At 46.4% G+C, this 23,438-nt stretch carries 24 protein-coding genes; 9 read left to right on the top strand and 15 right to left on the bottom strand.

Features of this window, described 5'->3' with window-relative positions; genetic code table 11:
- Positions 1-77: 77 nt before the first annotated feature.
- The 9 genes from JFY74_00915 to rfaQ all read right to left on the bottom strand — a co-directional run bounded on the left by JFY74_00915 (position 78) and on the right by rfaQ (position 8,761).
- On the bottom strand, positions 78-1,553 hold the full coding sequence (locus tag JFY74_00915; GenBank protein QQG28672.1) for a glucosyltransferase domain-containing protein: 1,476 nt from the start codon (positions 1,551-1,553) through the stop codon (positions 78-80).
- Complete coding sequence (locus tag JFY74_00920; GenBank protein ID QQG28673.1) at positions 1,553-2,470, bottom strand: glycosyltransferase family 2 protein; 918 nt, start codon at positions 2,468-2,470, stop codon at positions 1,553-1,555. The genes JFY74_00915 and JFY74_00920 overlap by 1 nt, the downstream gene beginning before the upstream one ends.
- Entirely contained in the window at positions 2,467-2,829 is a 363-nt protein-coding gene (locus tag JFY74_00925) for a GtrA family protein (protein QQG28674.1), read from the bottom strand. The genes JFY74_00920 and JFY74_00925 overlap by 4 nt, the downstream gene beginning before the upstream one ends.
- 47 nt (positions 2,830-2,876) lie before the next feature.
- On the bottom strand, positions 2,877-3,653 hold the full coding sequence (locus JFY74_00930; GenBank protein QQG28675.1) for a hypothetical protein: 777 nt from the start codon (positions 3,651-3,653) through the stop codon (positions 2,877-2,879).
- 139 nt (positions 3,654-3,792) lie between these two features.
- On the bottom strand, positions 3,793-4,572 hold the full coding sequence (locus JFY74_00935) for a glycosyltransferase family 2 protein (protein ID QQG28676.1): 780 nt from the start codon (positions 4,570-4,572) through the stop codon (positions 3,793-3,795).
- Positions 4,573-4,684: 112 nt separating this feature from the next.
- Positions 4,685-5,479 carry a glycosyltransferase family 25 protein gene (locus JFY74_00940; protein QQG28677.1) on the bottom strand — a complete coding sequence of 265 codons (795 nt, stop codon included), beginning with the start codon at positions 5,477-5,479 and terminating at the stop codon, positions 4,685-4,687.
- Positions 5,480-5,481: 2 nt separating this feature from the next.
- Complete coding sequence (waaO, locus tag JFY74_00945; protein QQG28678.1) at positions 5,482-6,501, bottom strand: lipopolysaccharide 3-alpha-galactosyltransferase; 1,020 nt, start codon at positions 6,499-6,501, stop codon at positions 5,482-5,484.
- A gap of 77 nt (positions 6,502-6,578) precedes the next feature.
- Positions 6,579-7,694: a glycosyltransferase family 4 protein gene (locus tag JFY74_00950; GenBank protein ID QQG28679.1), complete on the bottom strand. Its 1,116-nt coding sequence runs from the start codon at positions 7,692-7,694 to the stop codon at positions 6,579-6,581.
- Positions 7,691-8,761, bottom strand: a complete 1,071-nt coding sequence (gene rfaQ / locus JFY74_00955; protein ID QQG28680.1) for a lipopolysaccharide core heptosyltransferase RfaQ — start codon at positions 8,759-8,761, stop codon at positions 7,691-7,693. The genes JFY74_00950 and rfaQ overlap by 4 nt, the downstream gene beginning before the upstream one ends.
- 358 nt (positions 8,762-9,119) lie before the next feature.
- On the opposite strand from rfaQ, the gene JFY74_00960 reads away from it, so the two are divergent.
- Together JFY74_00960 and JFY74_00965 are read left to right on the top strand one after the other, a co-directional pair.
- The gene (locus JFY74_00960; GenBank protein QQG28681.1) at positions 9,120-9,344 is read left to right on the top strand and encodes a type II toxin-antitoxin system prevent-host-death family antitoxin; all 225 of its coding nucleotides are present in this window, start codon (positions 9,120-9,122) and stop codon (positions 9,342-9,344) included.
- Positions 9,341-9,715: a type II toxin-antitoxin system death-on-curing family toxin gene (locus tag JFY74_00965; protein QQG28682.1), complete on the top strand. Its 375-nt coding sequence runs from the start codon at positions 9,341-9,343 to the stop codon at positions 9,713-9,715. Before JFY74_00960 ends, JFY74_00965 begins: the two co-directional genes overlap by 4 nt.
- A gap of 2 nt (positions 9,716-9,717) precedes the next feature.
- Here JFY74_00965 and JFY74_00970 read toward each other — a convergent pair whose 3' ends face one another.
- The 4 genes from JFY74_00970 to rfaD all read right to left on the bottom strand — a co-directional run bounded on the left by JFY74_00970 (position 9,718) and on the right by rfaD (position 14,254).
- Positions 9,718-11,004: an O-antigen ligase domain-containing protein gene (locus tag JFY74_00970; GenBank protein ID QQG30419.1), complete on the bottom strand. Its 1,287-nt coding sequence runs from the start codon at positions 11,002-11,004 to the stop codon at positions 9,718-9,720.
- A 203-nt stretch (positions 11,005-11,207) separates the two neighbouring features.
- On the bottom strand, positions 11,208-12,179 hold the full coding sequence (gene rfaC, locus JFY74_00975; protein ID QQG28683.1) for a lipopolysaccharide heptosyltransferase RfaC: 972 nt from the start codon (positions 12,177-12,179) through the stop codon (positions 11,208-11,210).
- Positions 12,176-13,297 carry an ADP-heptose--LPS heptosyltransferase RfaF gene (gene rfaF, locus JFY74_00980; GenBank protein QQG28684.1) on the bottom strand — a complete coding sequence of 374 codons (1,122 nt, stop codon included), beginning with the start codon at positions 13,295-13,297 and terminating at the stop codon, positions 12,176-12,178. Before rfaF ends, rfaC begins: the two co-directional genes overlap by 4 nt.
- Before the next feature lie 24 nt (positions 13,298-13,321).
- On the bottom strand, positions 13,322-14,254 hold the full coding sequence (rfaD, locus tag JFY74_00985; GenBank protein ID QQG28685.1) for an ADP-glyceromanno-heptose 6-epimerase: 933 nt from the start codon (positions 14,252-14,254) through the stop codon (positions 13,322-13,324).
- Between the two features lie 242 nt (positions 14,255-14,496).
- On the opposite strand from rfaD, the gene JFY74_00990 reads away from it, so the two are divergent.
- Together JFY74_00990 and tdh are read left to right on the top strand one after the other, a co-directional pair.
- On the top strand, positions 14,497-15,693 hold the full coding sequence (locus JFY74_00990) for a glycine C-acetyltransferase (GenBank protein ID QQG28686.1): 1,197 nt from the start codon (positions 14,497-14,499) through the stop codon (positions 15,691-15,693).
- A 10-nt stretch (positions 15,694-15,703) separates the two neighbouring features.
- Positions 15,704-16,735, top strand: a complete 1,032-nt coding sequence (tdh, locus tag JFY74_00995; protein ID QQG28687.1) for an L-threonine 3-dehydrogenase — start codon at positions 15,704-15,706, stop codon at positions 16,733-16,735.
- Positions 16,736-16,779: 44 nt separating this feature from the next.
- Here the strand turns inward: tdh and JFY74_01000 are convergent, their stop codons facing one another.
- On the bottom strand, positions 16,780-17,727 hold the full coding sequence (locus JFY74_01000) for a divergent polysaccharide deacetylase family protein (GenBank protein ID QQG28688.1): 948 nt from the start codon (positions 17,725-17,727) through the stop codon (positions 16,780-16,782).
- A gap of 2 nt (positions 17,728-17,729) precedes the next feature.
- The gene (gene envC / locus JFY74_01005; GenBank protein ID QQG28689.1) at positions 17,730-19,031 is read right to left on the bottom strand and encodes a murein hydrolase activator EnvC; all 1,302 of its coding nucleotides are present in this window, start codon (positions 19,029-19,031) and stop codon (positions 17,730-17,732) included.
- A gap of 296 nt (positions 19,032-19,327) precedes the next feature.
- On the opposite strand from envC, the gene JFY74_01010 reads away from it, so the two are divergent.
- The 5 genes from JFY74_01010 to pagP all read left to right on the top strand — a co-directional run bounded on the left by JFY74_01010 (position 19,328) and on the right by pagP (position 23,392).
- The gene (locus JFY74_01010) at positions 19,328-19,759 is read left to right on the top strand and encodes a rhodanese-like domain-containing protein (GenBank protein QQG28690.1); all 432 of its coding nucleotides are present in this window, start codon (positions 19,328-19,330) and stop codon (positions 19,757-19,759) included.
- Positions 19,760-19,981: 222 nt separating this feature from the next.
- The gene (secB, locus tag JFY74_01015; protein ID QQG28691.1) at positions 19,982-20,452 is read left to right on the top strand and encodes a protein-export chaperone SecB; all 471 of its coding nucleotides are present in this window, start codon (positions 19,982-19,984) and stop codon (positions 20,450-20,452) included.
- The gene (gpsA, locus tag JFY74_01020) at positions 20,452-21,471 is read left to right on the top strand and encodes an NAD(P)H-dependent glycerol-3-phosphate dehydrogenase (protein ID QQG28692.1); all 1,020 of its coding nucleotides are present in this window, start codon (positions 20,452-20,454) and stop codon (positions 21,469-21,471) included. The genes secB and gpsA overlap by 1 nt, the downstream gene beginning before the upstream one ends.
- A gap of 142 nt (positions 21,472-21,613) precedes the next feature.
- Positions 21,614-22,435, top strand: a complete 822-nt coding sequence (gene cysE, locus JFY74_01025) for a serine O-acetyltransferase (GenBank protein ID QQG28693.1) — start codon at positions 21,614-21,616, stop codon at positions 22,433-22,435.
- 303 nt (positions 22,436-22,738) lie between these two features.
- On the top strand, positions 22,739-23,392 hold the full coding sequence (gene pagP, locus JFY74_01030; GenBank protein ID QQG28694.1) for a lipid IV(A) palmitoyltransferase PagP: 654 nt from the start codon (positions 22,739-22,741) through the stop codon (positions 23,390-23,392).
- The last annotated feature ends 46 nt before the right edge of the window (positions 23,393-23,438 follow it).

Here is a 23,438-nt window from a genome sequence, read left to right on the forward strand (position 1 = left end):
AATGCCTCTTCATTATTTTCTATAAATTAATACGATGATGTTAAGTTTTTTAGATGGTCTATTATTAGGGAGGTTTGTTAAAAATGAGCACAGAGGTTATTTTTTTCTTTAAAAAAAACCAAATAATAATCATCACTTTTATAGATCGAATAAAAATAATTATCTCGTAAAGGCATTGGGTTTTTCTGGCACAAAAGCTCTATTATTTCTTTAGGATCACCGTCCCAAAGCTGAACTGTATTTTTATGTCCATAAGCAAGGAGAAGCGGACGAGCAATCCAAGGTTCAAGAGGACTAAGAATCTTACCTATAATTGGTTGATGAGAGCTAATTACTTCAGATATTGGAGATAAGCCTGCGCTTCCTGCAACATAGATTGGTTGCGAGGTAATGTTTAAGTTACTTAAATCATAAGATATATATGATATGATTTCTTTTTCATACTCGCGTTGCGCTTTTAAAGCGTTTGCGAATTGAAATGAAATTACGCATGCTATGAAAATAAAAATTCCTGTTGGAACAAATCTTCCTCTTTGATGGATATATTTTGTTATGCCCACGACAAAAAAGAAAGGAACTGCTGAAAATCCAACTAACACTCTGACATCAGTAATTTTTTCTACTAATAAAAATGATACACCTGTTGTTGAAAAAAATAAAAGGAACGGTATAGACACTAAGCATGCAATTATTTTAATAATATAAACTTTATCTTTTTTACTAAAAATATAAATTTTATATGTATTCTGCATGGACAAAAATAAGAATAAAACCAGTAATATGCTGGCTATCCATTTTATATAACCAGTATAAAGTAGTTTTAGTATTTCCCATGTTTGATAAAAAATTATTTCAAGGGATGGTATAACGTCTGATAAAGGAATAATATTTGCCCGCCCGCCACCTATATTCCCCAGCTTTATTTTTTCAAATATATAGTAAATAACATAAGATGTGATGAAAACTGAGCTATCTTTTAATAAAGACTGAAATTTAGATTCATCTGTTTTTTTGATATTAAAAGCAATGTGCGTGGCGATTAATCCCAAAAATATATTAACGCAGGGTTGATATATAGTAAGAGATAAAAATAATAAAAGTATAGGTTTTAATCTGTATTTATTTTCTTTATTTTTCGATAAATAAAATGCGAGCACTGATAATGCTAACGAAATAACCATTCCTGCACTATCAAAACGATAGGCAAGGTTCTGGAGAAATAAAGGGCTAGCAAATAATAAAGGTAATGTTACTTTTGCATATATAGCATCTATAGATAGATTTTTGTTTGCTATAAATGTAAGTGTGTAGCAAATTATTGCAATAGATACTATATATCCTAATGGATAAGAATCAATGTTTGCTCTGCTCAAGTAAAAGATATGAGCTATCAGGTCAGCACCTTGCCTGCCTGCCCATCCCCAGGGACCATCTCCAGTGACAACTCGAAACGCATCATCTCTATAATAAACGCCTGTTAGCATTATTGGCAATGAGAAAATTATGCATGAAACCCATATAAATATATTTATATTTTTCGTTTCTTTTTCCATTAGTCTTTCTTCCTTAAAAAATACCGAGGCCGTCTTTTTGTTTCAATGTATACTCGTCCTATATATTCACCAAGGACACCGATTCCAATTAATTGAACACCGCCAAAAAATAAAATAGATACGAGTAAGGAGGGATAGCCAGGGACTGGGTTACCTCGAATTATAGTATCAATAATCATCCATATACCATAAGTGAAAGATAAAAGAGCAATCACTGAGCCAATGTAAGTCCATATGCGTAGAGGAAGCGTTGAGAAACTCGTAATCCCTTCGAGAGCAAGATTCCAAAGTTTCCATCCATTAAATTTTGTTTTTCCTGCTACTCGTTCAGCTCTAAAGTATTCAACAATTTCCGTTTTACCACCTACCCACGAAAGGACTCCTTTCATGAAAAGATTTCTCTCTGGCATTTCTTTTATATGTTCAACAATTTCCTTTGACATTAAACGAAAATCGCCAACATTCTCTTCTATTTGAGGAGTGCTGATTTTGTTTTGAAGTTTATAAAATAATTCTGCTGTTCTCCGTTTAAAGTATCCATCAATGGAACGGTCTGAACGTTTTGCTAATACAACGTCTGAACCTGATTTCCACTTTTCAATCATCAGAGGAATAATTTCGATTGGATCCTGTAAGTCTACATCAATTGGGATGATGGCATCACCTGTTGCATGTTCTAACCCTGCAAACAATGCAGATTCTTTACCGAAATTTCTAGTAAAAGATAGCGATATAACTAAAGGGTCAGATAGAGAGAGTGTGTTTATTATATATTCAGTAGAATCTTTACTGCCATCATTTACAAAGATCATTTCAACATCATATTTTTTAAGCTCTTCGAATTCACGTACTGTTTTATAGAAAATTGGGATAGTATCTTCTTCATTAAAGACAGGTACAACTAGCGATATTTTCATCTTACGTCCCTAAATATCACATATTTTGAAAATAGAAAACCTAGCACTAAACTTATTCCAGAGAACTCAATTAATGTCACCAAAGGATTAATGTTATAGTAATCTGAAATACTTCCACAAATAAAACTTACCATGCCAGTAAAAATGACAAAAGCTATGTATTTTTTTGTTGTTGGTCTGGCTTTGAACGTGAACTTAGCATTTGCAAAAAAAGAAAAAGTCACTGCTGTTGAAAATGAAATTAAATTGCTTGATGCTTGATTAAGAGAGCTTAAATAAAACATTATAGAAAATGTAACCCAATGAATTATTGTATTTATTACACCAATTGTCATATATTTATAAAATAATCTAATCATATTTTTATGGATGTATGATATGTCAGTTAATTGTCATTTTAATTTTTTTATTTTAATCTTTTTTTAAATCTTTTAAGTTCGCGTGATATTTTTCCCAAAATGCTTTTTTTATTTAAATAATTAGCTACATAGCTATCGTGACTTTCACTAGATGCCCTGATAATGTATTTTCTGTAATCAATTTCTCCTTCACTTGAGGTTATATCATTAGATATTTGAATGAAGCAGTCTATGAGATCTTTATTTCTCGACTCAAAAAGATGAAGATAGCTATGTTCGTAAATAGTAAATAAACCACAGATGTGGTTTTCCCCTATCAACCATTTTGGGACTGCGACATCTGAGGGGTAAACGAATTCAGGTTGGTGCCCTGCTTGTATTGCAGCGTCTGTTAGACGGCCTCCAACATCAAATTTATCATCCGCTTGTAATAACGGTGCCCCTGCATTTCTCCAAGTTTCTCCTGTTAGAGCAATAAACATTGGTCCTACATAGACATAATGGTAATCAATATGATTCGCTGATTGGGCACATCCAAACACTTTTCCATTACGTGCAGATATTATGGCTTTTTTAATCGCATTCGAGTTTAGTGGGATACAGTCAATATCAACAATGATAATAACATCTTCATCTTCTGCTGCATTAAGAATTTCCCTCATCCATGTTCCATGATCCATTCCATGGCGATTGTGTTGCTCAATTTTGAAGCCAAATTTTTCAAAAACCTTTCGCTGGGCATTAACTAGCTGTAAATCGACATTGTTCCAATAAAGAGTAAATATCCGAACATTAGAATTATCGAAAGAATTGAACTCATCCATACCTACAGCCCTATGTTAAATTTAAATGGGAATATTTCACTTTCTAGAAATCTAATTAAATAATATATTCCATCAACGTTATTATAAGAATTAATTTACAACTCCATTCTTCTATATTCGTAGGATGAATGGTTTTTTATTAATTCGATATGTTCTTTTTTTGTAGAGACCACAATTCTGTATATTTATTAAAAGTATACTGAGAATTCACTATGGCTAGTAGCAATCCTTGTTTTCCATCTAAAAAACCAGCCCTAAATATCCATGTTTTAAGAAATGCAAAGACTGTATGAATGAATATGTCTGAATAGCGGCACCGTTTCCCTCGACTGTGCCGTTCCTCTGCCCATGCCAAAGCGTAATGTAGTTGTTTTTTCTGGAAGCTTGAGAACTCACGGCATGTTAAATGCAATAAGTCACCTGATAATTTTTTAAGAGATGCACTACCATAATTTAGAGATTCATGTACAGTATTATCATTATAAGCAAAACAGTTATTGGCATAGAAGCGAATGACATTATCTGGGTACCATCCGCTGTGGCGCATAAATCGGCCAAGGAAGAGATTCCTTCTAGCACAGAAATATACATTTCTATTATCAATATCAGGTTTTGCTAGTATCTTTTCAATAGAATTGCGTAATTCAGGTGTTACTCTTTCATCTGTATCTATCACGAAAATATAATCGCCGTTGGCATAACGTTGAGCTTTCTGCCTCTGTTTTCCATATCCTGGCCATTGATTTGTATGATAGACTCGAGCACCATAATTTTCAGCGATCTCTACAGTATTATCGGTACTTCCTGAGTCAACAATAATTATTTCATCAGCCCATTCTACTGAGCGCAAGCATTCGTCAAGAAGTTCGGATGCATTTTTTGCAATCATAACAATAGATAATTTATTTCGGGTTTCCATTATTTATTGCCTTTATGATTTTTATATTTAAATTTTTTTGTTTTTTACAAATTTATATCTTGGAAGTGATATAGTGAACGACTTCATTTTCTAGCATCTCGTAGATCAAGATTTACCATTTTAATGAACGTAAGAATTTTTTTATAATAAAGAAAAAATCATTAATACCTTTTTCAATATTCCCTTTCTTTCTACTCTCTTTTTTTATCTCTTGATCTAATTTCTCTAATCGTTCTTTCTCAATATTACTGTTGGATATATCTACGATGGGGTGAGATATTATTTCTGTTAGATATATTTTTTTAAAACATTTTTTTTTGTATAGATAGTCCCACTTATCAGCAATGTAATAGTTATTGTTGAATTCTTCATGCAAATTTATTGCTAACTTTCTACTTACAAGGTAACAACATGTTCTTGTTATATATATTGGCTTATAGGTTAGCTTTTTTAAAATAATACCATTTATATTTATTTTGTTAAAAAATGACAAGGATATTTTTCTTCTCTGGCTAAGGCCATCTTGCCCGCCCAGTATATAAAGATTCTCTTCGCACATTTTGAGAGTTGACTCCTCAGATAATCCGTTTATAAGATGCTTCAATGAGGAGTTAATAATTGCATCATCTTCAAGAATAATAGCCCATTCTATTTTTTCATTAATTATTTTGGAATATATTTTTTGATGGCTTAAAGAGCATCCTATTTCCGATGCTGTTGGATTAAACTCTTTTGGCGAACTAGCCTTAATCCTGTCTAGCTCCTCTCTTGGTAGATCAGAACCTAGTATCGCGTCAATAAACTCAAAATCAATACTCTCTTTTTTTAGAGTATCAGCGATGGATTTTCTTCTGTTGGTGTCTTTAGCTAAAGATACAATGAATACTGGAACTTTATTCTTTTCCATTTTTACTTTCCAAAGAATGCTTTAATGAAAAAATACTTGGCATAACTTTTTACGCCTTTTATATATTTTCTATTGTGAAACTGATGCTTAGCACAATACCGCATATTACTTGCGGTCACGGCGTCTAATAGAGGCTCATTTCTCCATGGAGAATTATCTTTGGCTTTTAAAAAATATTTTGTACAACTGTAATTGGCTGCCCATTTATGCCATGGCTTAGTTGGGCCGATATAATGAATAAAAACAGTCTCTGTGGAGATAGGTGTTGGCGCTGATTCACCATTGCTATATTTTAATTCATAGTTAATGCTAAACTGGGTGTTGTATTTATAACCCAGTTGATTGGCTTTCCCTGCCAACAGTATATTTAAAACATCCTGATCAGGATGAGTAATGACTTTCTTCATCTCTGAATCGATCAAAAAACGCATGCTATTTTCTGTTACAGAGGCTTGATGCCAGTTATTGATTTCAATTAACAAAACGCCAGAATTAAAGTAGCCATTGCTGAGTTCAGGCTGCTGAAGTTTTTGTGCACGGTTTTCCCACCAACTGCTATCACCATCTAAAACAGCAGCGGCAATATGGCTACTAATATCTAATTTTATTAATTCTTGCAATGAGCCATTACATATAATGTCTGCATCAAGGTAGAGAACTCTATCGAGTATCTGATAGAAATAGTCGGCAATAATAAAGCGGAAATAAATGGCATAGCTCCAGAGTTTGGTTTCTGGTAACGTTTTTAACCAAGTGCAATCAACGATATAAATGTTAATAGTTGTATTGTATTGCTCTGCCATCTCTTGAAATCTGGCTTTATCACCATCACTGAGTTTGTCGGTAAACACGTGAAAGGATAAACAGTAATCCGGATTCTTTAATAAAATAGATGCGATAGCGATGGCGCAGCCATAAATGAATTTTTCATCCGTGCCAAAGGCTATGTCTAACTCGGCATCTTTTTTAGAATAGGAGAATGAGTGTACAGTTTTTATGACTTTTTCTTTGTCAAAGTACATGTGCTTACCGTGTTGGATAAATAGCGGAAAGAATAACGTGTTGTAAGAAACAGGTTAGAATATGTCTTTATTTATCATTATGATTCGATAATCAACTGTGCCGCTTTTTCTGGCAAACTATAAATATCTTCTGTATCGGCAAAATGGCGGGCATTTTCTGCCCACTGTTTCAGCGTTTCTGGCTGAATAAGTGCGTGTGACAACGCGTGGTTCAGTGCTGTCTGACTAAAGGGTTCTGGGATGACCTGTCCGGCCTGCGAGCGCTCAATGTAAAAAGCATAACCGCACGCATCGGTAACGAGTATTGGCAGTCCAGCCGCGATAGCCTCAAGCAAAACGATGCCAGCAGCTTCCTGATGCGCCGGATGAAGTAACAAATCTGCGGCTGCCATGAAGTCAGGAATGTCGTCTCGGCCAGAGAAGAACTGTATTTGTTTACCGATGCCGAGCTGCTCTGCCTGTTGTTGAAACGGTTTTGGATCGTCCTGGCCGACAACCAGCAGCGTTACGTGTTGACGCAGTTCCTGTGGCAGGCTAGCGATAGCGCTCAGGCTGCGGCCAACACCTTTGCGTTTGAAGTCGGAACCGACCTGTAATAGAACAAATCCGTTTTCATCCAGATGATGCTGTTGACGGAACTGTGAACGCGTATCTGGAGAACGCGTGCTGTACTTTCTATCCAGTGAAATACCCGGCGGTAGCATAAAAAAGCGTTCATCTTGTGTACCGTAATGCTTCTGGAAATGGGCGATTTGCCGCGGCGTCAGCATCAGCATGCGCGTGTGGCTATCTTTATCGAACACGTCTCGTTCAAGTGCTGTATATCCGCGGTAGCGAGGTGTGAGTCGATAAAAGAAACCTTTTTCCTGAACGGCCTTTTCTGCCGTACATCCTTCTGCGGCATAGTAGAAGTCTAGCCCTGGCATTTTGCTAAATCCGACAACGCGAGCGACAGGGTGCTGTTGTAAATGGCGTTGTATCCAGTCGGAAAAATGGCGATGGCGCGTATGATTACCCAGTCCAGAGATGGGCACGAGAACGATGTCGAACCCTTCAGGTTTGTCGCCTTGCCATTCGCTGGTATAAACACGAATATCGTGACCTTGTTTCTGGCAGACTTTTGCAATGCTCAGAAAATCTCGCTGTAGCCCGCCGAAAGGGAAGTATTTATAGACGCAGAATGCGATTTTCATTTGGTGTTCTCTTCCTGCGCCTCTTGCAGCATGTGTTCTGATGCCTGGATGACCGCTTGTGCTGGAATGCAGGACAAATATTTGACCGTCTGATCGTAATTCTGTTGGGCTGGCATTTGTTGATATTCACCTGCCCAAATCTGTTTATAGTGTTTGCACCATGGACGCCATAATTTATAGTCCGTTGGGCCGAACAGACACACTAGTGGCGTATTCAATGCGGCGGCCATATGCATTGGGGCGGAATCCACGCCGATATACAACACGGCGTTGTCAATTAGCGCAGCCAGTTCCAGAAAGCTCGTTTTACCCGCAAAGGTCATTTCGGGTTTATGCGTGCACTGTGAGTGAATATCGCGCACCACGTTTAAATCATCTTCTGAAGGACCACAGGTCAAAACGACTTCCAGATTTTTGGTTTTAAGATAGTCAATGACCTGAGCGAACTTGTCGTTGTCCCAGTATTTGTAGTATTGGCGAGTCGTGGGTTGGATGACGACGTAGCGTTGCGTTAAAAGTGTAGGGTGTTGATCCGCGATACTTTGGGCGTCTTCCTGACGATAATGCAGTGATAATGTCGAGCATATATTTGACGTCGGCAGGTTGAGCGGGGTGAGGAGATGAAGATTTTGCTCAACAATATGCGCGCCCATTGGCGGAACGCAGACGCTGAAAAATGAACGCCAAATCTTTCCTTTCAGATTATCGCCCCGATCGAGAGCAATGCTGTGACATCCCAATGATTTTACTAATAGGGCAATGGGCCACTGGTCAGCTAAATTGACGATCAGATCGTAATTGTTTTGTTTAAGCTTTTGCCTGACTTCTTGGAAATTACGGATCTTTTCCAAAAGCGTGCCCGTTTTTCTTTTGAGCCCATAGAGCTGATGTATCTCTGGGTTTGCAGAGAGAATCGGCATCGTATCCTGGTACAGCAATACGTCGATTTTGGCATCAGGGTAGTTGGCTTTCAGCGTACTGATGAGCGGAGTGGTCAGCAGCATATCGCCATGATATCTGAGCTTCACCACGAGAATCCGGTGATAAGAGATGATGCGTTGACTCACTCGTTTTCCTTCATGTAATCAAAGGTTATTATTTTACAGGCACGCTACCGCCTTTGGCTCAACAGCTACCAAAAGACTGATCTTATCCATGTGGCGCGACAGTATGGATAGCTAATTTTCCCGCTATGGTACTAAAACCCACATCCCTCTCACAGAGGTAATTAATATTATACCCGTGATCTTGAAAGCTGCGCAGAGGTTGCCTGCACGAGCAGGTTTCCTGCCACTGCTGGTTTTTTGTTGTCATGGTCTCTCTCGTTTGTCTGAAAGATGTTTCGCGCATTGCATTGACAGTAAGATCAACTTAATTGTACAACTTAATTGATATTAACCCGAGGCAGTTTAAAAGGAACATTCTATGTTGACCCTGACCTTCTCTGATGTTCGCCAGAAATTTGCCAAAGTACTGGATACGGCTATTACGCAGCCAGTGACCATTACCCGTCGTTCAGCGCCAGATATGGTGGTCATCACCGCGGCACAGTTTGCAGAGTTGCAGCAAGCTAAATTTGAGGCTTCTCTTGCCAAGGTAATGAGTAAGCCAAAGAATCAGGCGCTGTTTAAGGATCTTGCTGATAAATGATCTTCTTCTTAACCGTTGATCAGGTCATCGCCATTCACGACAGTCAGTTAGAAACGTATGGTGGTTTGGCAGGGTTTAGGGATATTGGCTTGGTGGAAGGCATGGTTGCCCGCGTTGAGAACCTTCACATATATCAGAATGAGAATGACCTGTATGTGCTTGCCGCATCTCTGTTGCTTTCTATAGCACGCGGGCATGGCTTTAATGATGCCAACAAAAGAACCTCAGTCGCATCAGCTATGGTGTTTCTCGATATGAATGGTTCATCAATCACGCCATCAGAAGACTTTGCTGATTTCGTGGTAATGGCAGCGCAAGGGTTTTACGATGTGCATACCGTAGCGGAAGCGTTGAAAAAACTCGCCGATTAGGATCATCGCGGCTTTAGCCATTTTCCGGTCAGCGTGGTGCCGAGGCAAAACGCCATAAGCCACGCAATAAGCATGTCTCGTGAATAGAGAATGACATCGCTAAGTCCATACATCAGCAGGGCAAAAAGCAATGCGGCGGAGAGGTGACTGCGTAGAACAAAAAATGAAAAATAAAATAAGGAGGCATAGAGCAACACGAGCAATATTGCTCCCGGCAACCCCTTAAGGGAGAAAGCATCAATCACTTCGTTATGCAGATGGACATTCAAAAATTCAACGGCACCCGCTAAATTCGGCTTTTGTTCTGCTTGTGCAATGATTCGCTCTGCACGCTGTTCGGCAGATTGTCCCAATAAGGCTTCTTCCCCTGCTTCGATACCTGAGTGATACATCGCGATTCGTGCACCCACCGAGGTTCTGCTGTTATTCATGCTATAGCTGTGTACGTCAGTAATCAGATCGTTGAGGCGCTGATGAATCGTTTCCTGGAAAAGGAATAAACACAGGAGAAGCGTGGCCGATGAGCCGACTAGCGCTTTTATAAATAGCGGCTTACTGTGTCTGACTTCTGACAGTAAAATGGTCGCGCCAACAAGGGGATAAACAAATATGGCTGCCCGAGTTTCTGTCAACAGAATGGCGACAGTCACTAACAGGAAATGCCCCAGATAGAGATAATACTTATAGGTTGAATCGAGCTTAAGCAGTGCCTGTGCGCTTAAGGCACCGATGAAGGTAAGAAAATAGGCCGCGCTCGTTGCGGTACCAAATACTAATCCAATACGGTGCATTCCACTGAACAGTGACTGGTAGAACGCATAGCCCAGCGCGAATACACTGATTGCAATGATGTAGGAAAGGGACTGACGCTGATTTTTTTGCGAGATATGCAGGACTGTCAGAAGGATAAATGCGCCCAAAATACCAGCATGTGCAGATGTTTTATAGGCGTTGTACACATAAGGGAAAAGGCTATCGGGTTGATAATAGTGGTGATACCAAATGAGATTGGTTAAGCCGATAGCCAGCAGGCAAAGTGGAATCAGTAACAGCCGCTTAGCCGCGATGACGGTTCTTAAGTGTGTCGCCACATAAAAAACAGATAGCGAGCCCGTGAGATAAAAAAGCCACCCAGCAATAATGCTACTAAATGGCATAATGGCTAATGTGAGTAAACAGCCGGGGAAAACCGCTTTAAGCGCGACAGCCGAACTGATGCTGGGCGTTTTTCCCAGTTCGTACCTTAATTCATTGAGCATGTATTTGTTCACAGTCGGGAGCGATATCACTCGTCTGATGCAGGTAATTCTATACCCGTCATACTTCAAGTTGCATGTGCGTTGGCTGCGTTCACTCACCCGAATCACTTACCTGAGTAAGCTCATCGTGATTCCTTCTCTTGCCGCGTTATTCGGCCTTATGGCCTCACCCCTTCGGGGTCAGCGCAAGCGCTGTTCAAAAACGCCTTGCCGTTTTTGTCCTGAAACTCGAATTATTTAGTGTATATCAGCTTCTCTAATTTCTGATGGACGAGGCTAGCGGGAATAGTCTCCATTTTCTGGCTTTCAGACATTTCCACCACTTGATTCATCCCGTAGCCGCCAATCAGCCCTGGGTCGGTTGGTCCGTATAGGGTGATATTCGGACGATCCAGCGCTGCTGTCAGGTGGCTAAGCCCGGTATCGACGGAGACAACCGCGCTGGCGCCCGCGAGTACCTCGGCAACCTGTTGCAGCGTAAGGCGTGGTAAGACTTCAACGTGTGGAAAGCCTTCCGCCAGTCGCAATGCACGCTGGTGCTCATGCTCCGCTCCCCAAGGGAGTTTGATGTGTAGCCCACTCGGTGCTAATAGGGAAATCAGTTCACGCCATTGCGCTTCCGGCCAGTGTTTTTCATCACGCGTCGTGGCGTGGAGAAACACCAGATAGCGGTTGGCGTCTGCGGGCGACTGAGAGAGGAAGCGTGAGGCAATCGCATAATCGCCACGCTCGGTGGGTTTCCGATAGTTCAGGCTGGCGGCAAACAGCGCCCGCACGCGCTCGACAGCATGTTGTCGGCGGCTTATTGGGTGGCGATAGTTATAAAACCAGCTTGCCAGCGGCTCGCGCGCGCTTTTGCAATCCAATCCGTGTTTTTTTCCGTTGGCGAGTCGCGTAACCAGCAGCGCGCTTTTTATCAGCCCTTGTGCATCAATAACCGCATCATAGCGGTACTGGCGTAGCTGTCGCGTAAATTCTGCACGTTCCTGACGTATCGGGGCACTGAACCAACTTTTGCGCCAGCGGCGTATCGCCACTGGAATGACGCGGGAAACCGCCGGGTGCCAACTGGGGATTTGTGCGAAACCTTCTTCAACCGCCCAATCGAATTGGATACCGGGAATAGCCTGCATTGCATCAGTTAAGGCTGGCAAGGTGTGCAGCACATCGCCCATCGACGACGTTTTCACGATCAGCACTCTCATGCATCTGCTCCCGGCACCCGGTTTTCTCCTGGAACGAGACTTTCTTTTGGAATGAGACTTTCTTTTGAAATGAGACTTTCTTTTGAAATGAGATAGTTATCCAGTGCGCTGAGCACGCGTTCGGGTTGAATGTCGATCAAACTCTGGTGATAACCCTGTTCTGCATCCCCTTTGCGCACCCGGTGATAGCCGGTAATCAGGCGAATCACTTCCGCCTGATGGGACAGCGGCGGGGTAAAGTCAGGGCTGCTCGGACCGTAAAGTGCGACCAGCGGACGATGAAGTGCCGCAGCAACGTGCATGAGCCCAGAGTCGTTGCTGACGACGGCGTGACAGGCGGCAATGAGCACCACCGCTTGTTCCAGCGAGGTTTTCCCTGCCAGATTAGCGCAATGCTGCCGCGCGTCTTCCGTCAATCCTTGAAGGATATCGTCGCAGGCCGAACGGTCATTGGCCGAGCCGAACAGCGCTATTTGGTAGCCGCGTCCAATCAGTGATTGTGCCAGCGCCGCATAGTGATAATGCGGCCAGCGTTTAGCAGGGCCGAATTCGGCACCGGGGCAAAAACCGATGATGGGGCGCGCATCGCTGAGGTTAAACGCTTGCGTCATGTCCGCAATTTCGGTCTGATTGACCTGTAACTGCGGCCACAGTAACGGCTGCGGCAGATCCTCAGCACGGTGGATGCGGCTACGATCGTAGGCTAACGCGGTATAGCGCTGCACCATCAGCGGAAATGCGGTTTTATCCAGCACGCGTACGTCGTTCAGCAGCCCGTAACGCATTTCGCCACGCCAGCCTGTACGCTGCGGAATATTAGCAAAGAAAGGGACCAGCGCGGATTTAAAGGAGTTGGGCAGCACGTAAGCGCGGTCATAGCCCGCATCGCGCAGCGATACGCCAAGACGGCGACGTTCGCCCAGCTCAAGTGCGCCGTGACCTAGCGGCATGGCTAACGCCTGATTGACTTCCGGCATCCGTGCCAGCAGCGGACGGCACCAGGCTGGCGCCATCACGTCAATGACCGCTTCCGGGTGTTCAGCCTTCAACGTGCGATAAAGGCTGTGCGACATCATCATATCGCCGACCCAGGAAGGGCCGATGACCAAAATTTTCATACCGCTTATGAATCCTTAATCCGATTAAACGGTACGGTTCAGCCAGGCCATATATTCCGCCACGCCTTCGGCGACGGTTTTGAACGGCTTGTCATAGCCTGCGGCTCGCAAATTGGTGAGGTCGGCTTGTGTATAAGCTTGATAGCGGCCTTTCAGTTTCTCAGGAAACTCGATGTATTCCACACTGCCTTTCTGATGGAAGGCGAGGGTGGCATCGGCAACAGCCTGGAAGGATTCGGCGCGACCGGTACCGCAGTTGAAGATGCCGGAAACACCGTTTTGCCAGAACCACAGGTTGACGGCGGCGACATCACCGACGTAGATGAAGTCACGTTGGAAGTTCTCGCTACCGGAGAACAGCTTCGGATTTTCACCCTGATTAATCTGGTTGTTCAGATGGAACGCGACACTCGCCATGCTGCCTTTGTGGCCTTCGCGTGGTCCGTAGACGTTGAAATAGCGGAAGCCGCAGATCTGTGATTCAGCTTCTGGAAGAATTTCACGCACGTACTGGTCGAACAGGAATTTGGAGTAGCCATAGACGTTCAGCGGCTGTTCGTATTGGCGCGCTTCGATAAAGTTATCGTTACGACCGCCGTAGGTGGCGGCAGACGAGGCATACAGGAACGGAATGTTGCGATCGAGGCAATAGTGCAGCACGTCTTTAGAATACTGATAGTTGTTATCCATCATGTATTTGCCATCCCACTCGGTGGTGGAAGAGCAGGCACCTTCATGGAATACGGCATCGATATCGCCCAGATCGTCGCCTGCAACGATGCTGGCGACGAAATCTTCTTTATCCACGTAATCTGCGATGTCCAGATCGACCAGATTGGCGAACTTGGTGCCGTCTTTCAGGTTATCGACAACCAGAATGTCCCGATAGCCGATGTCATTCAGAGATTTTACGATATTGCTGCCGATAAAACCGGCACCGCCAGTAACGATAATCATGGGCGCGACCTTTATTAATCTTGCCGGTGAGGCACCGCGCCCCACACTGTTTATGACCGCTATAATAGCATTTCATTTTACCGCAAGCAGCCGGAGCTTAATTTATCCCGTGTTGCTCCCGTGTTTTTAAGATGATTCAGGCCGTGACGAAGCCAGCATTTTCAGACTGTTTACCCCGCATTTCTGCCCACATCCGCTAGCTTAAAAACCATAACGCAATCTTTCTATGGGAGAGTGACGCTATGCCTGCCGCGTTTTATCAACAACTTACTACACAAATCATGGCCGCACGTACCGAAGGCGTGTTCAAGGAGGAACGCATCATCACCTCTGCGCAGCAGGCTGAAATCGAGGTGATGGACAGCGACCGCCTGCTCAATTTCTGTGCCAATAATTATCTTGGTCTGGCGGACAGCCCCGAGCTGATTGCCGCTGCAAAAGCTGGATTGGACAGCCACGGTTTTGGTATGGCTTCGGTGCGCTTCATCTGTGGAACGCAGGATATCCACAAACAGCTGGAGCGTAAGTTGGCGGATTTTCTGGGAATGGACGACGCGATTCTCTATTCCTCCTGTTTTGATGCCAACGGTGGGCTGTTTGAAACGCTGATGGGACCGGAGGATGCCATTATTTCCGATGCGCTCAATCATGCTTCGATCATCGACGGTATTCGGCTATCGAAGGCGCGACGCTATCGCTATGCCAATAACGATATGAGCCAGTTGGAAGCACAATTGCAACTGGCCAGAGCGGAAGGGGCAAGACACGTGATGATCGCCACCGACGGCGTGTTCTCGATGGATGGTGTGATTGCCGATTTGCAGGGGATTTGCGATCTGGCGGATCGTTATGATGCGTTAGTGATGGTGGATGATTCGCATGCGGTGGGATTTGTCGGTGAACAAGGGCGTGGAACGCACGAACGCTGCGGGGTGATGAATCGCGTCGACATCATCACTGGGACGTTAGGCAAGGCGTTAGGGGGCGCGTCGGGCGGCTATACGGCGGGCAAGCATGAAGCGATCGACTGGCTGCGACAACGCTCTCGACCCTATCTTTTTTCCAACTCGCTCGCACCAGCCATTGTCACCGCGTCGCTCAGGGTACTGGATCTGCTGGAACAGGGTGGAGAGCGGCGTGAACGTCTGTGGGCAAATGCCCGTCTATTCCGTGAAAAGATGACGGCCGCAGGGTTCACGCTGGCGGGGGCCGACCACGCCATTATTCCCGTTATGCTGGGTGAGGCGCAGCTGGCACAGGACTTTGCGCAGGCGCTACAGCGTGAAGGTGTTTATGTCGCCGGCTTTTTTTATCCCGTTGTCCCTCTCGGTCAGGCGCGTATTCGTACTCAAATGTCAGCCGCCCATACGCCGCAGCAAATCCAATTCGCCGTCGAGGCTTTTGTCCGCGTGGGCAAACGTCTGGGTGTGATCATCTGAGGAAACCATCATGAAAGCATTGGCAAAACTGCGGCCGGAAGAAGGCATCTGGATGGTGGACTCGCCCACGCCGGAGCTCGGGCATAACGACATCATGATTAAAATCCGCAAAAGCGCGATCTGCGGAACAGATGTGCATATCTATAACTGGGACGAATGGTCGCAGAAGACGATTCCCGTTCCGATGGTCGTCGGGCATGAATACGTGGGTGAAATTGTCGCTATCGGCCAGGAGGTTAACGGTTTTCATATTGGCGATCGGGTTTCTGGCGAAGGGCATATTACCTGCGGTTACTGCCGCAACTGTCGTGCCGGACGGCGTCATTTATGCCGTAATGCCATTGGCGTCGGGGTAAATCGTCCCGGTTCGTTCGCGGAGTATCTGGTAATTCCTGCCTACAACGCGTTTCGCATTCCCGACAATATTTCTGACGAACTGGCCGCCATTTTCGATCCCTTAGGTAACGCGGTGCACACCGCACTGTCCTTCGATTTAGTGGGAGAGGATGTCTTGATTGCCGGAGCAGGGCCGATAGGCATGATGGCAGCGGCGGTGTGCCGTCACGTGGGGGCAAGGAATGTCGTGATTACCGATGTGAATGCGTACCGTCTGGATCTCGCCAGTAAAATGGGGGCAACGCGCGCCGTCAATGTGGCACAGGAAAATCTGGCTGACGTGATGATAGATCTGGGCATGACCGAGGGGTTTGATATTGGGCTGGAGATGTCGGGTGCGCCATCAGCCTTTCGCGCCATGCTGAAAGCGATGAATCACGGTGGGCGTATCGCCATGCTGGGCATTTCGCACGAACCGATGTCGATTGACTGGGGGGACGTGATTTTTAAAGGACTGTTTATCAAAGGTATCTATGGACGGGAAATGTTCGAAACCTGGTACAAAATGTCGGCGCTGATTCAGTCTGGATTAGATTTGTCACCGATTATCACCCACCGCTTCCACATTGATGAGTTTCAGAAAGGGTTCGATGCCATGCGTTCGGGTCAGTCGGGCAAGGTTATTCTCAATTGGGATGAGTCATAACCTTGCCGTGGCGCGCGATGGCAAAGGGGAACACGCCTCTGATATTACGGCTGTTTGTGTGTTTCGGTCTCGGTTGGCTCAATCCAGGTCTGCCAGCGGTGCTTGATAAACATTACCGGTGCGCTTTCCCGAATGCTGCTACTCACCAGCTTGAAGAACACATCGTTCTTCACCGGTTCCGGCGGTTGTTTGACCTGACACTGCTGTATACCGCGGAACGGATTACGCGGTTTGACTGGCTGCTGCGGCTGAGGCTCATACTGCCGCGTCGGCTCATTAAGCAACTGGCTGGGGCGGACTAAGACAATATCGGCATCCAGCGTGGGCAACATCTGCTGTAAGACGCGGATGGTTGAAGGATGTGGATGCCCGATAGCGATGGCGGAACCGCTGCGGCGGGCGATTTGCACCGCGCGGGTAAACTGTTTGCGAATCTCGGCTTCGTTTTGCGAATCATCCAGAAAGACTTTGCGTTTGATGACTTTGACGTTCGTTCCTGCCGCGGCCTGGCTCGATTGGCTGCTGCCAATGGTCATGCTATCGAGGAAATAGAGCGGGTAGGCGCTCAGTGCCTGCATGACTTTTTGCATGCCGGGCAGGCTGGCGGTCATCGCGCTGCCCATATGGTTGTTCAACCCCACGGCGTAAGGCACGTTATTGACCGATTGGCGAATAATGCGCTGAATTTCGTCGCTGCTCATGTCTGGGCGTAGCGTATCGCGCTCCAGCGGCTGCTTGCTCATCGGTGCCATCGGTAGGTGGATCAGCACTTCTCGCCCTTGCTGGTGGGCCTTGGTTGCCATTTCACGGGCGTACGGCGCGTTGGGTAATACCGCGACGGAAATCGCTGTTGGCATCGCCAGAATCTGGTTCTCATTGTGCGGGCGATAGCCGAAGTCATCGATGACGATGGAGAGTTTTCCGGCCAGCGCCAAAGGAGACAGGGCGAGCAGACTCAACGCCAATAGCGGTGTTTTGGTTAAATAAGACAAGACTATCTTCCCAGCCAAGGTTGTGGATTGACCGCCTGACCCTGGCGACGGATTTCAAAATACAGTCCAGGCTGGCTCTGCCCGCCGCTGGTGCCGACCAGCGCAATAGATTGTCCGGCTTTGACTTGAGCGCCAACGGAAACCAAGGCGCTCTGGTTATAGCCGTACAGGCTCATATCGCCTTTACCATGCTGCACAACAACGACCAACCCGTAGCCCTGTAGCCAGTCGGCCATTAGTACGGTTCCGTCGGCGATCGCCTTCACTTCCGTCCCTTCCGGTGCGGTAATCACCATGCCCTTCCAGCGTAACTCGCCCTGTAACGGTTCACCGAAGCGGTGCTCGATGCGGCCGTTAACCGGCCAGATGGCTTGACCAGAAGGCCGTCCTAAACCGCCGGTTCGGGCCATAAGTGAACGTTCACCTTCAGTGGGTTTGTAGCTGCTGCCGCTGCGTTTGGCCTGTTCTTCTTTAGCGCGAACCTTGGCGGCCTCACGCGCTTCCCGTTCAGCGCGGGCTTTCGCTTCTCGCTCAGCACGGGCGATTTGATCGCGCAACCGAGTTTCATTCTGGCGCAGTTCAGTCAACTGCTGCTGATCTTTTTCCAGCGAGCTTTCCAGCGTCGACAGCGTTTTCTTCCGATCGGACTGTGCCTGCTCCAGCGTCTGCTGTTGCTGCTGTTGGTCGCTCAGCAGCGTTTTTTGCTGCGTCTGTTTTTGTTCCAACTGACGTTTTTGGTCAGCCAGCTCTACGCGCGTTTGCTGCAATTCATTGATAGATTTCTGCCGCGCTTCATTCAGGTAGCCGAAGTAGGCGAGGATGCGCTCGTTGCGCTGGCTTTCTTCTCCACTCAGCATTAATTGCAGTGCGCTGTGCTGACCTTGCCGGAAGGCGGCATCAAGCTGACGGGAAAGTAGCGTTTGTTGCTTATCCTGCTGAGATTGCAGTTTTGCGATAGAGGCGCTGAGGCTGGTTAATTCTTTATTGAGCGTAGACAGCGTATTGCGCGTTTCATGCAGTTGACGACTGGCCTGAGAGATGGACTGCTCCTGCTTTTTCAACTGCTGGACTAAGGCACCACGCTGCTTTTGTTGTTCTTGAACGCTTTTTTCTTTCGCGGCGATATCTTGTTGCAGGGTCTTAAGCTGTGCCTGATTATCTTCAGCCTGGCTGAGCGCAGGCAACAGCAAAACGCCAACGCAGAGTGCGCTGACGCAGCGGGTGAGTAGCCTTTGTAATGCGGATAAATGGCGATCGGCGCTACATGCCACTCGACTCTGTACAAATAACGCGTTTTTACTCATAGCGGTGAATTATTCCACGATGAACAGCGGCTTACCAGTTGTCTCTTGTCTGATTTCTATTTCCAGACGTGACAAGCATGGCACAAAGGCGGGGAGGCGTGACATCAATAACCGATAAATGGAAAGCTCTGCGCATAAAATGGTTGAATTGCATTATTTGGCATGTCATTTCTTGTATCACGCCGCAGATTCGATACGCTATGTCGGCTTACGGGCTGTAATTGCCGTATCGCGCAGGTATACTCAGTGACCTTATATTTTTTGTTGCTTAACTGATCCGGGAGTCGTTACACCCCATGCAAGAGATTATGCCATTCGTTAGCAAGCACCCTATTTTGAGCATCGCCTGGGTTGCGCTGTTGGTTGCGGTAATTGTACTTACTGTGAAGAGTAAACTGTCGAACGTAAAAGAAGTGGTTCGCGGTGAAGCGATCCGACTGATTAATAAAGAAGATGCCGTCGTCGTTGATATCCGTAACCGTGACGACTATCGCCGTGGCCATATTGCCAGCGCATTTAACCTGTTGCCGAACGACATTAAAAACGGCAGCGTAGGTGAACTTGAAAAACACAAGTCGCAGCCGATTATCGTGGTGTGCGCTAACGGTCTCTCTTCACGCGAAGCGGCCGAGAATTTGCACAAGGCTGGTTTTGAGCGTGTACAGGTACTGAAAGACGGTCTGGCTGGCTGGAGTGGTGAGAATCTGCCTTTAGTCCGCGGCAAATAAAATAGTTTGTGGTAAAACTATCCGCATCGTGCCATGCGTGCAAATCATACACAGCGAAAATGGCGGCGATTTTGCAGGATAACCGACAGGCTGATTGCAGTACTAAATTGATGGCAAGTACTACAGTGATTGCAGTACGACGATGACAGAAATGTGCTGACGTCCGCCTAATCATGACGACGGAAGACGTCAAGAAAATCTAACAAAAGGGTATTACTTAACATGTCTGAACAAAACAACACAGAAATGGCTTTCCAAATCCAGCGTATCTACACCAAAGATATCTCTTTTGAAGCGCCGAATGCGCCTCAGGTGTTCCAGCAGGAATGGCAGCCGGAAGTAAAACTGGATCTGGATACGGCTTCTAGCCAACTGGCTGATGACATCTATGAAGTCGTACTGCGTGTGACCGTAACGGCTTCTCTGGGTGAAGAAACTGCATTTCTGTGTGAAGTTCAGCAAGGTGGTATCTTTACCGTTGGCGGCATCGAAGGAACTCAGCTGGCGCACTGCCTGGGCGCATACTGCCCGAACATTCTGTTCCCTTATGCGCGTGAGTGCATCACCAGCCTGGTTTCTCGCGGTACCTTCCCGCAACTGAATCTGGCGCCAGTTAACTTTGATGCGCTGTTCATGAATTACTTGCAGCAGCAGACTGAAGGTGAAGGCGCTGCGCAGCATCAGGATGCCTGATGAACGCGTCTGACGCTTCAATGACCGTCATCGGTGCTGGTTCGTACGGCACCGCGTTGGCCATTACGCTGGCGCGTAATGGCCATCGAGTCGTGCTGTGGGGCCACAACCCTACGCACATTCAGGCGTTACAGGCCGCTCGCTGTAATCAGGCATTCCTGCCGGATGTGCCTTTCCCCGATTCGCTACAGCTGGAAACCAATCTGGCGCAGGCGCTTGCTGCCAGCAGAAACGTGCTGGTCGTTGTGCCGAGCCATGTGTTTGGTGATGTTCTGCGCCAGTTGAAACCTCATTTGCGTGCCGATGCGCGTATCGTGTGGGCGACTAAAGGGCTGGAAGCGGAAACGGGGCGCTTGTTGCAAGATGTCGCACGCGAAGCGCTGGGCGAAACTATCCCGCTTGCGGTGGTATCCGGCCCGACATTTGCCAAAGAATTAGCGGCAGGCATGCCGACGGCGATTGCGCTGGCATCAACGGACAGTGAATTTGCTGACGACTTGCAACGGCTGCTGCACTGTGGGAAGAGCTTCCGCGTTTACAGCAACCCCGATTTTATCGGCGTGCAACTGGGCGGCGCGGTAAAAAACGTCATTGCTATCGGTGCTGGGATGTCTGACGGTATTGGGTTTGGTGCCAATGCACGAACGGCTCTGATCACCCGCGGACTGGCGGAAATGACCCGTCTTGGCGCAGCGCTGGGCGCGGATCCTACCACCTTTATGGGGATGGCAGGGCTTGGCGATCTGGTATTGACCTGTACTGATAATCAGTCCCGTAACCGGCGCTTTGGCATGATGCTGGGGCAGGGAATGGATGTACAGAGCGCGCAGGATAGCATTGGTCAGGTTGTTGAAGGGTACCGCAATACGAAAGAGGTGCTGGCATTAGCGCAGCGCTACGGCGTTGAGATGCCGATTACTGAGCAACTCTGGCAGGTGCTGTATTGTGGGAAAGATGCCCGAGAGGCGGCGCTGAGCCTATTAGGGCGCACGCGTAAAGACGAAACCGCCAAGTTATAAAACACGTCGTTCCATGCTGGGCTTCCTAATCTGGGAGGCTCATAGTATCTTCATTTTCTTGTATACGAGCGGTGGTGCCGATAAGCCTGTCGCTTGAGAACAGATATACGTTGTGGTGTGTGGTATCTCGGAGAGTAAGGCAATGTCAACAGAAGAACTGGAACTGGTCTGGACCAATATCAAGGCAGAAGCGCGTAGTCTCGCGGACTGCGAACCGATGCTAGCCAGCTTTTTTCATGCCACGTTGCTGAAGCACGAGAATCTGGGTAGCGCACTGAGCTATATGCTGGCGAACAAGCTGGCAAACTCGATCATGCCTGCGATCGCCATTCGAGAGGTGGTGGAAGAAGCCTACCGCGCCGATCCACAAATGATCGTATCTGCTGCGCGCGATATTCAGGCCGTCTGCCTGCGTGATCCGGCGGTGGATAAATACTCGACGCCGCTGCTCTATCTGAAAGGGTTCCATGCATTACAGGCGTATCGTATCGGGCACTGGCTTTGGTCGCAGGATCGTAAAGCGCTAGCGGTCTATTTTCAGAATCAAATATCGGTTTCTTTCGGTGTCGATATTCACCCGGCAGCGAGAATCGGCTGCGGGATCATGCTCGATCACGCAACAGGCATTGTGATCGGAGAAACGGCTGTCGTTGAAAACGACGTCTCCATTCTGCAATCCGTGACGCTGGGCGGTACGGGTAAAACCAGCGGCGATCGCCACCCTAAAATTCGTGAAGGCGTGATGATTGGTGCGGGCGCTAAAATTTTGGGGAACATTGAGGTCGGCTGTGGCGCGAAAATTGGCGCCGGGTCTGTCGTATTGCAATCCGTTCCTCCACATACGACGGCGGCAGGGGTTCCGGCTCGTATCGTCGGTCGTCCGGAAAGCGATAAACCCGCTATGGATATGGATCAATATTTCAACGGGATCAATCGCGGCTTTGAATACGGTGATGGTATCTAATCCCGCTGCGTAGGCGATTCACTATTTTATCTATCTCGAACATGTCTCAATCAGAATATAAGCCACCGATAAATAAGGTGGTTTTTTGTTATTTTGGCTAAGAAACGTCTGAAATCGGCACGGAATTCACTATCTATTTAGGCATAATTACTGTCTATCCCTTCATAATAGGCTGCTTTAGCTTCCCGTTTATATAGGCAGATTACGTAAACTGAACTATATATTTTGGTAACAATCAAGAATAGCTTTGTCTGGATTACCTTTGTTTGCATGGGATCGTGACGCTGTTACAGAGAACCTTATATGTATTTAAAGCGAATTTTAATCACGCTAAGTTTGATTACCCTATCTGTTATCCCTTTTTTGAGCTATGCGGCAGCAAGCATAAATAATGTGGGGGGTAATAATATGAGCAGTACGGTAAATCTCGTGCCCGCTACGGCTGATTCCAATGATTCTGCGTCGGATAAGCACGAGGAAAGCTGGTGGCAGAGGAGTAAAAATAATCTATCTACGACCTGGAACGCTCCGCAGAGCCACGATATCTATATCCCAGCTATCACCTGGCATAATCGCTGGACGTACGATAAAGAGAAGACTGATAAATATAACGAAAGGCCGTGGGGGGCGGGCTACGGTGTTTCCCGTCTGGATAAGGATGGGGATTGGCACGGGCTTTATATTATGGCTTTTAAAGACTCATTTAATAAATGGGAACCTATCGGCGGCTACGGTTATGAAAAGCGTTGGCGACCAACTAGCGATCAGGATTTCCAACTGGGTCTGGGTTTTACGGCCGGCGTAACGATGCGTGATAACTGGAACTATATCCCAATCCCTGTACTGCTGCCTCTGGCATCAATAAGTTATAGCAAACTGTCTTTTCAGGCGACGTATATTCCTGGAACATACAACAACGGTAATGTTTTCTTTGCCTGGTTTAGATGGCAGATTTAATTCCTCGGTCACAGGGCCTCTTTATTTTATAAATAGAGGCCCTATT

It is taken from the genome of Pectobacterium carotovorum (assembly GCA_016415585.1).
GTDB lineage: Bacteria > Pseudomonadota > Gammaproteobacteria > Enterobacterales > Enterobacteriaceae > Pectobacterium > Pectobacterium carotovorum_K.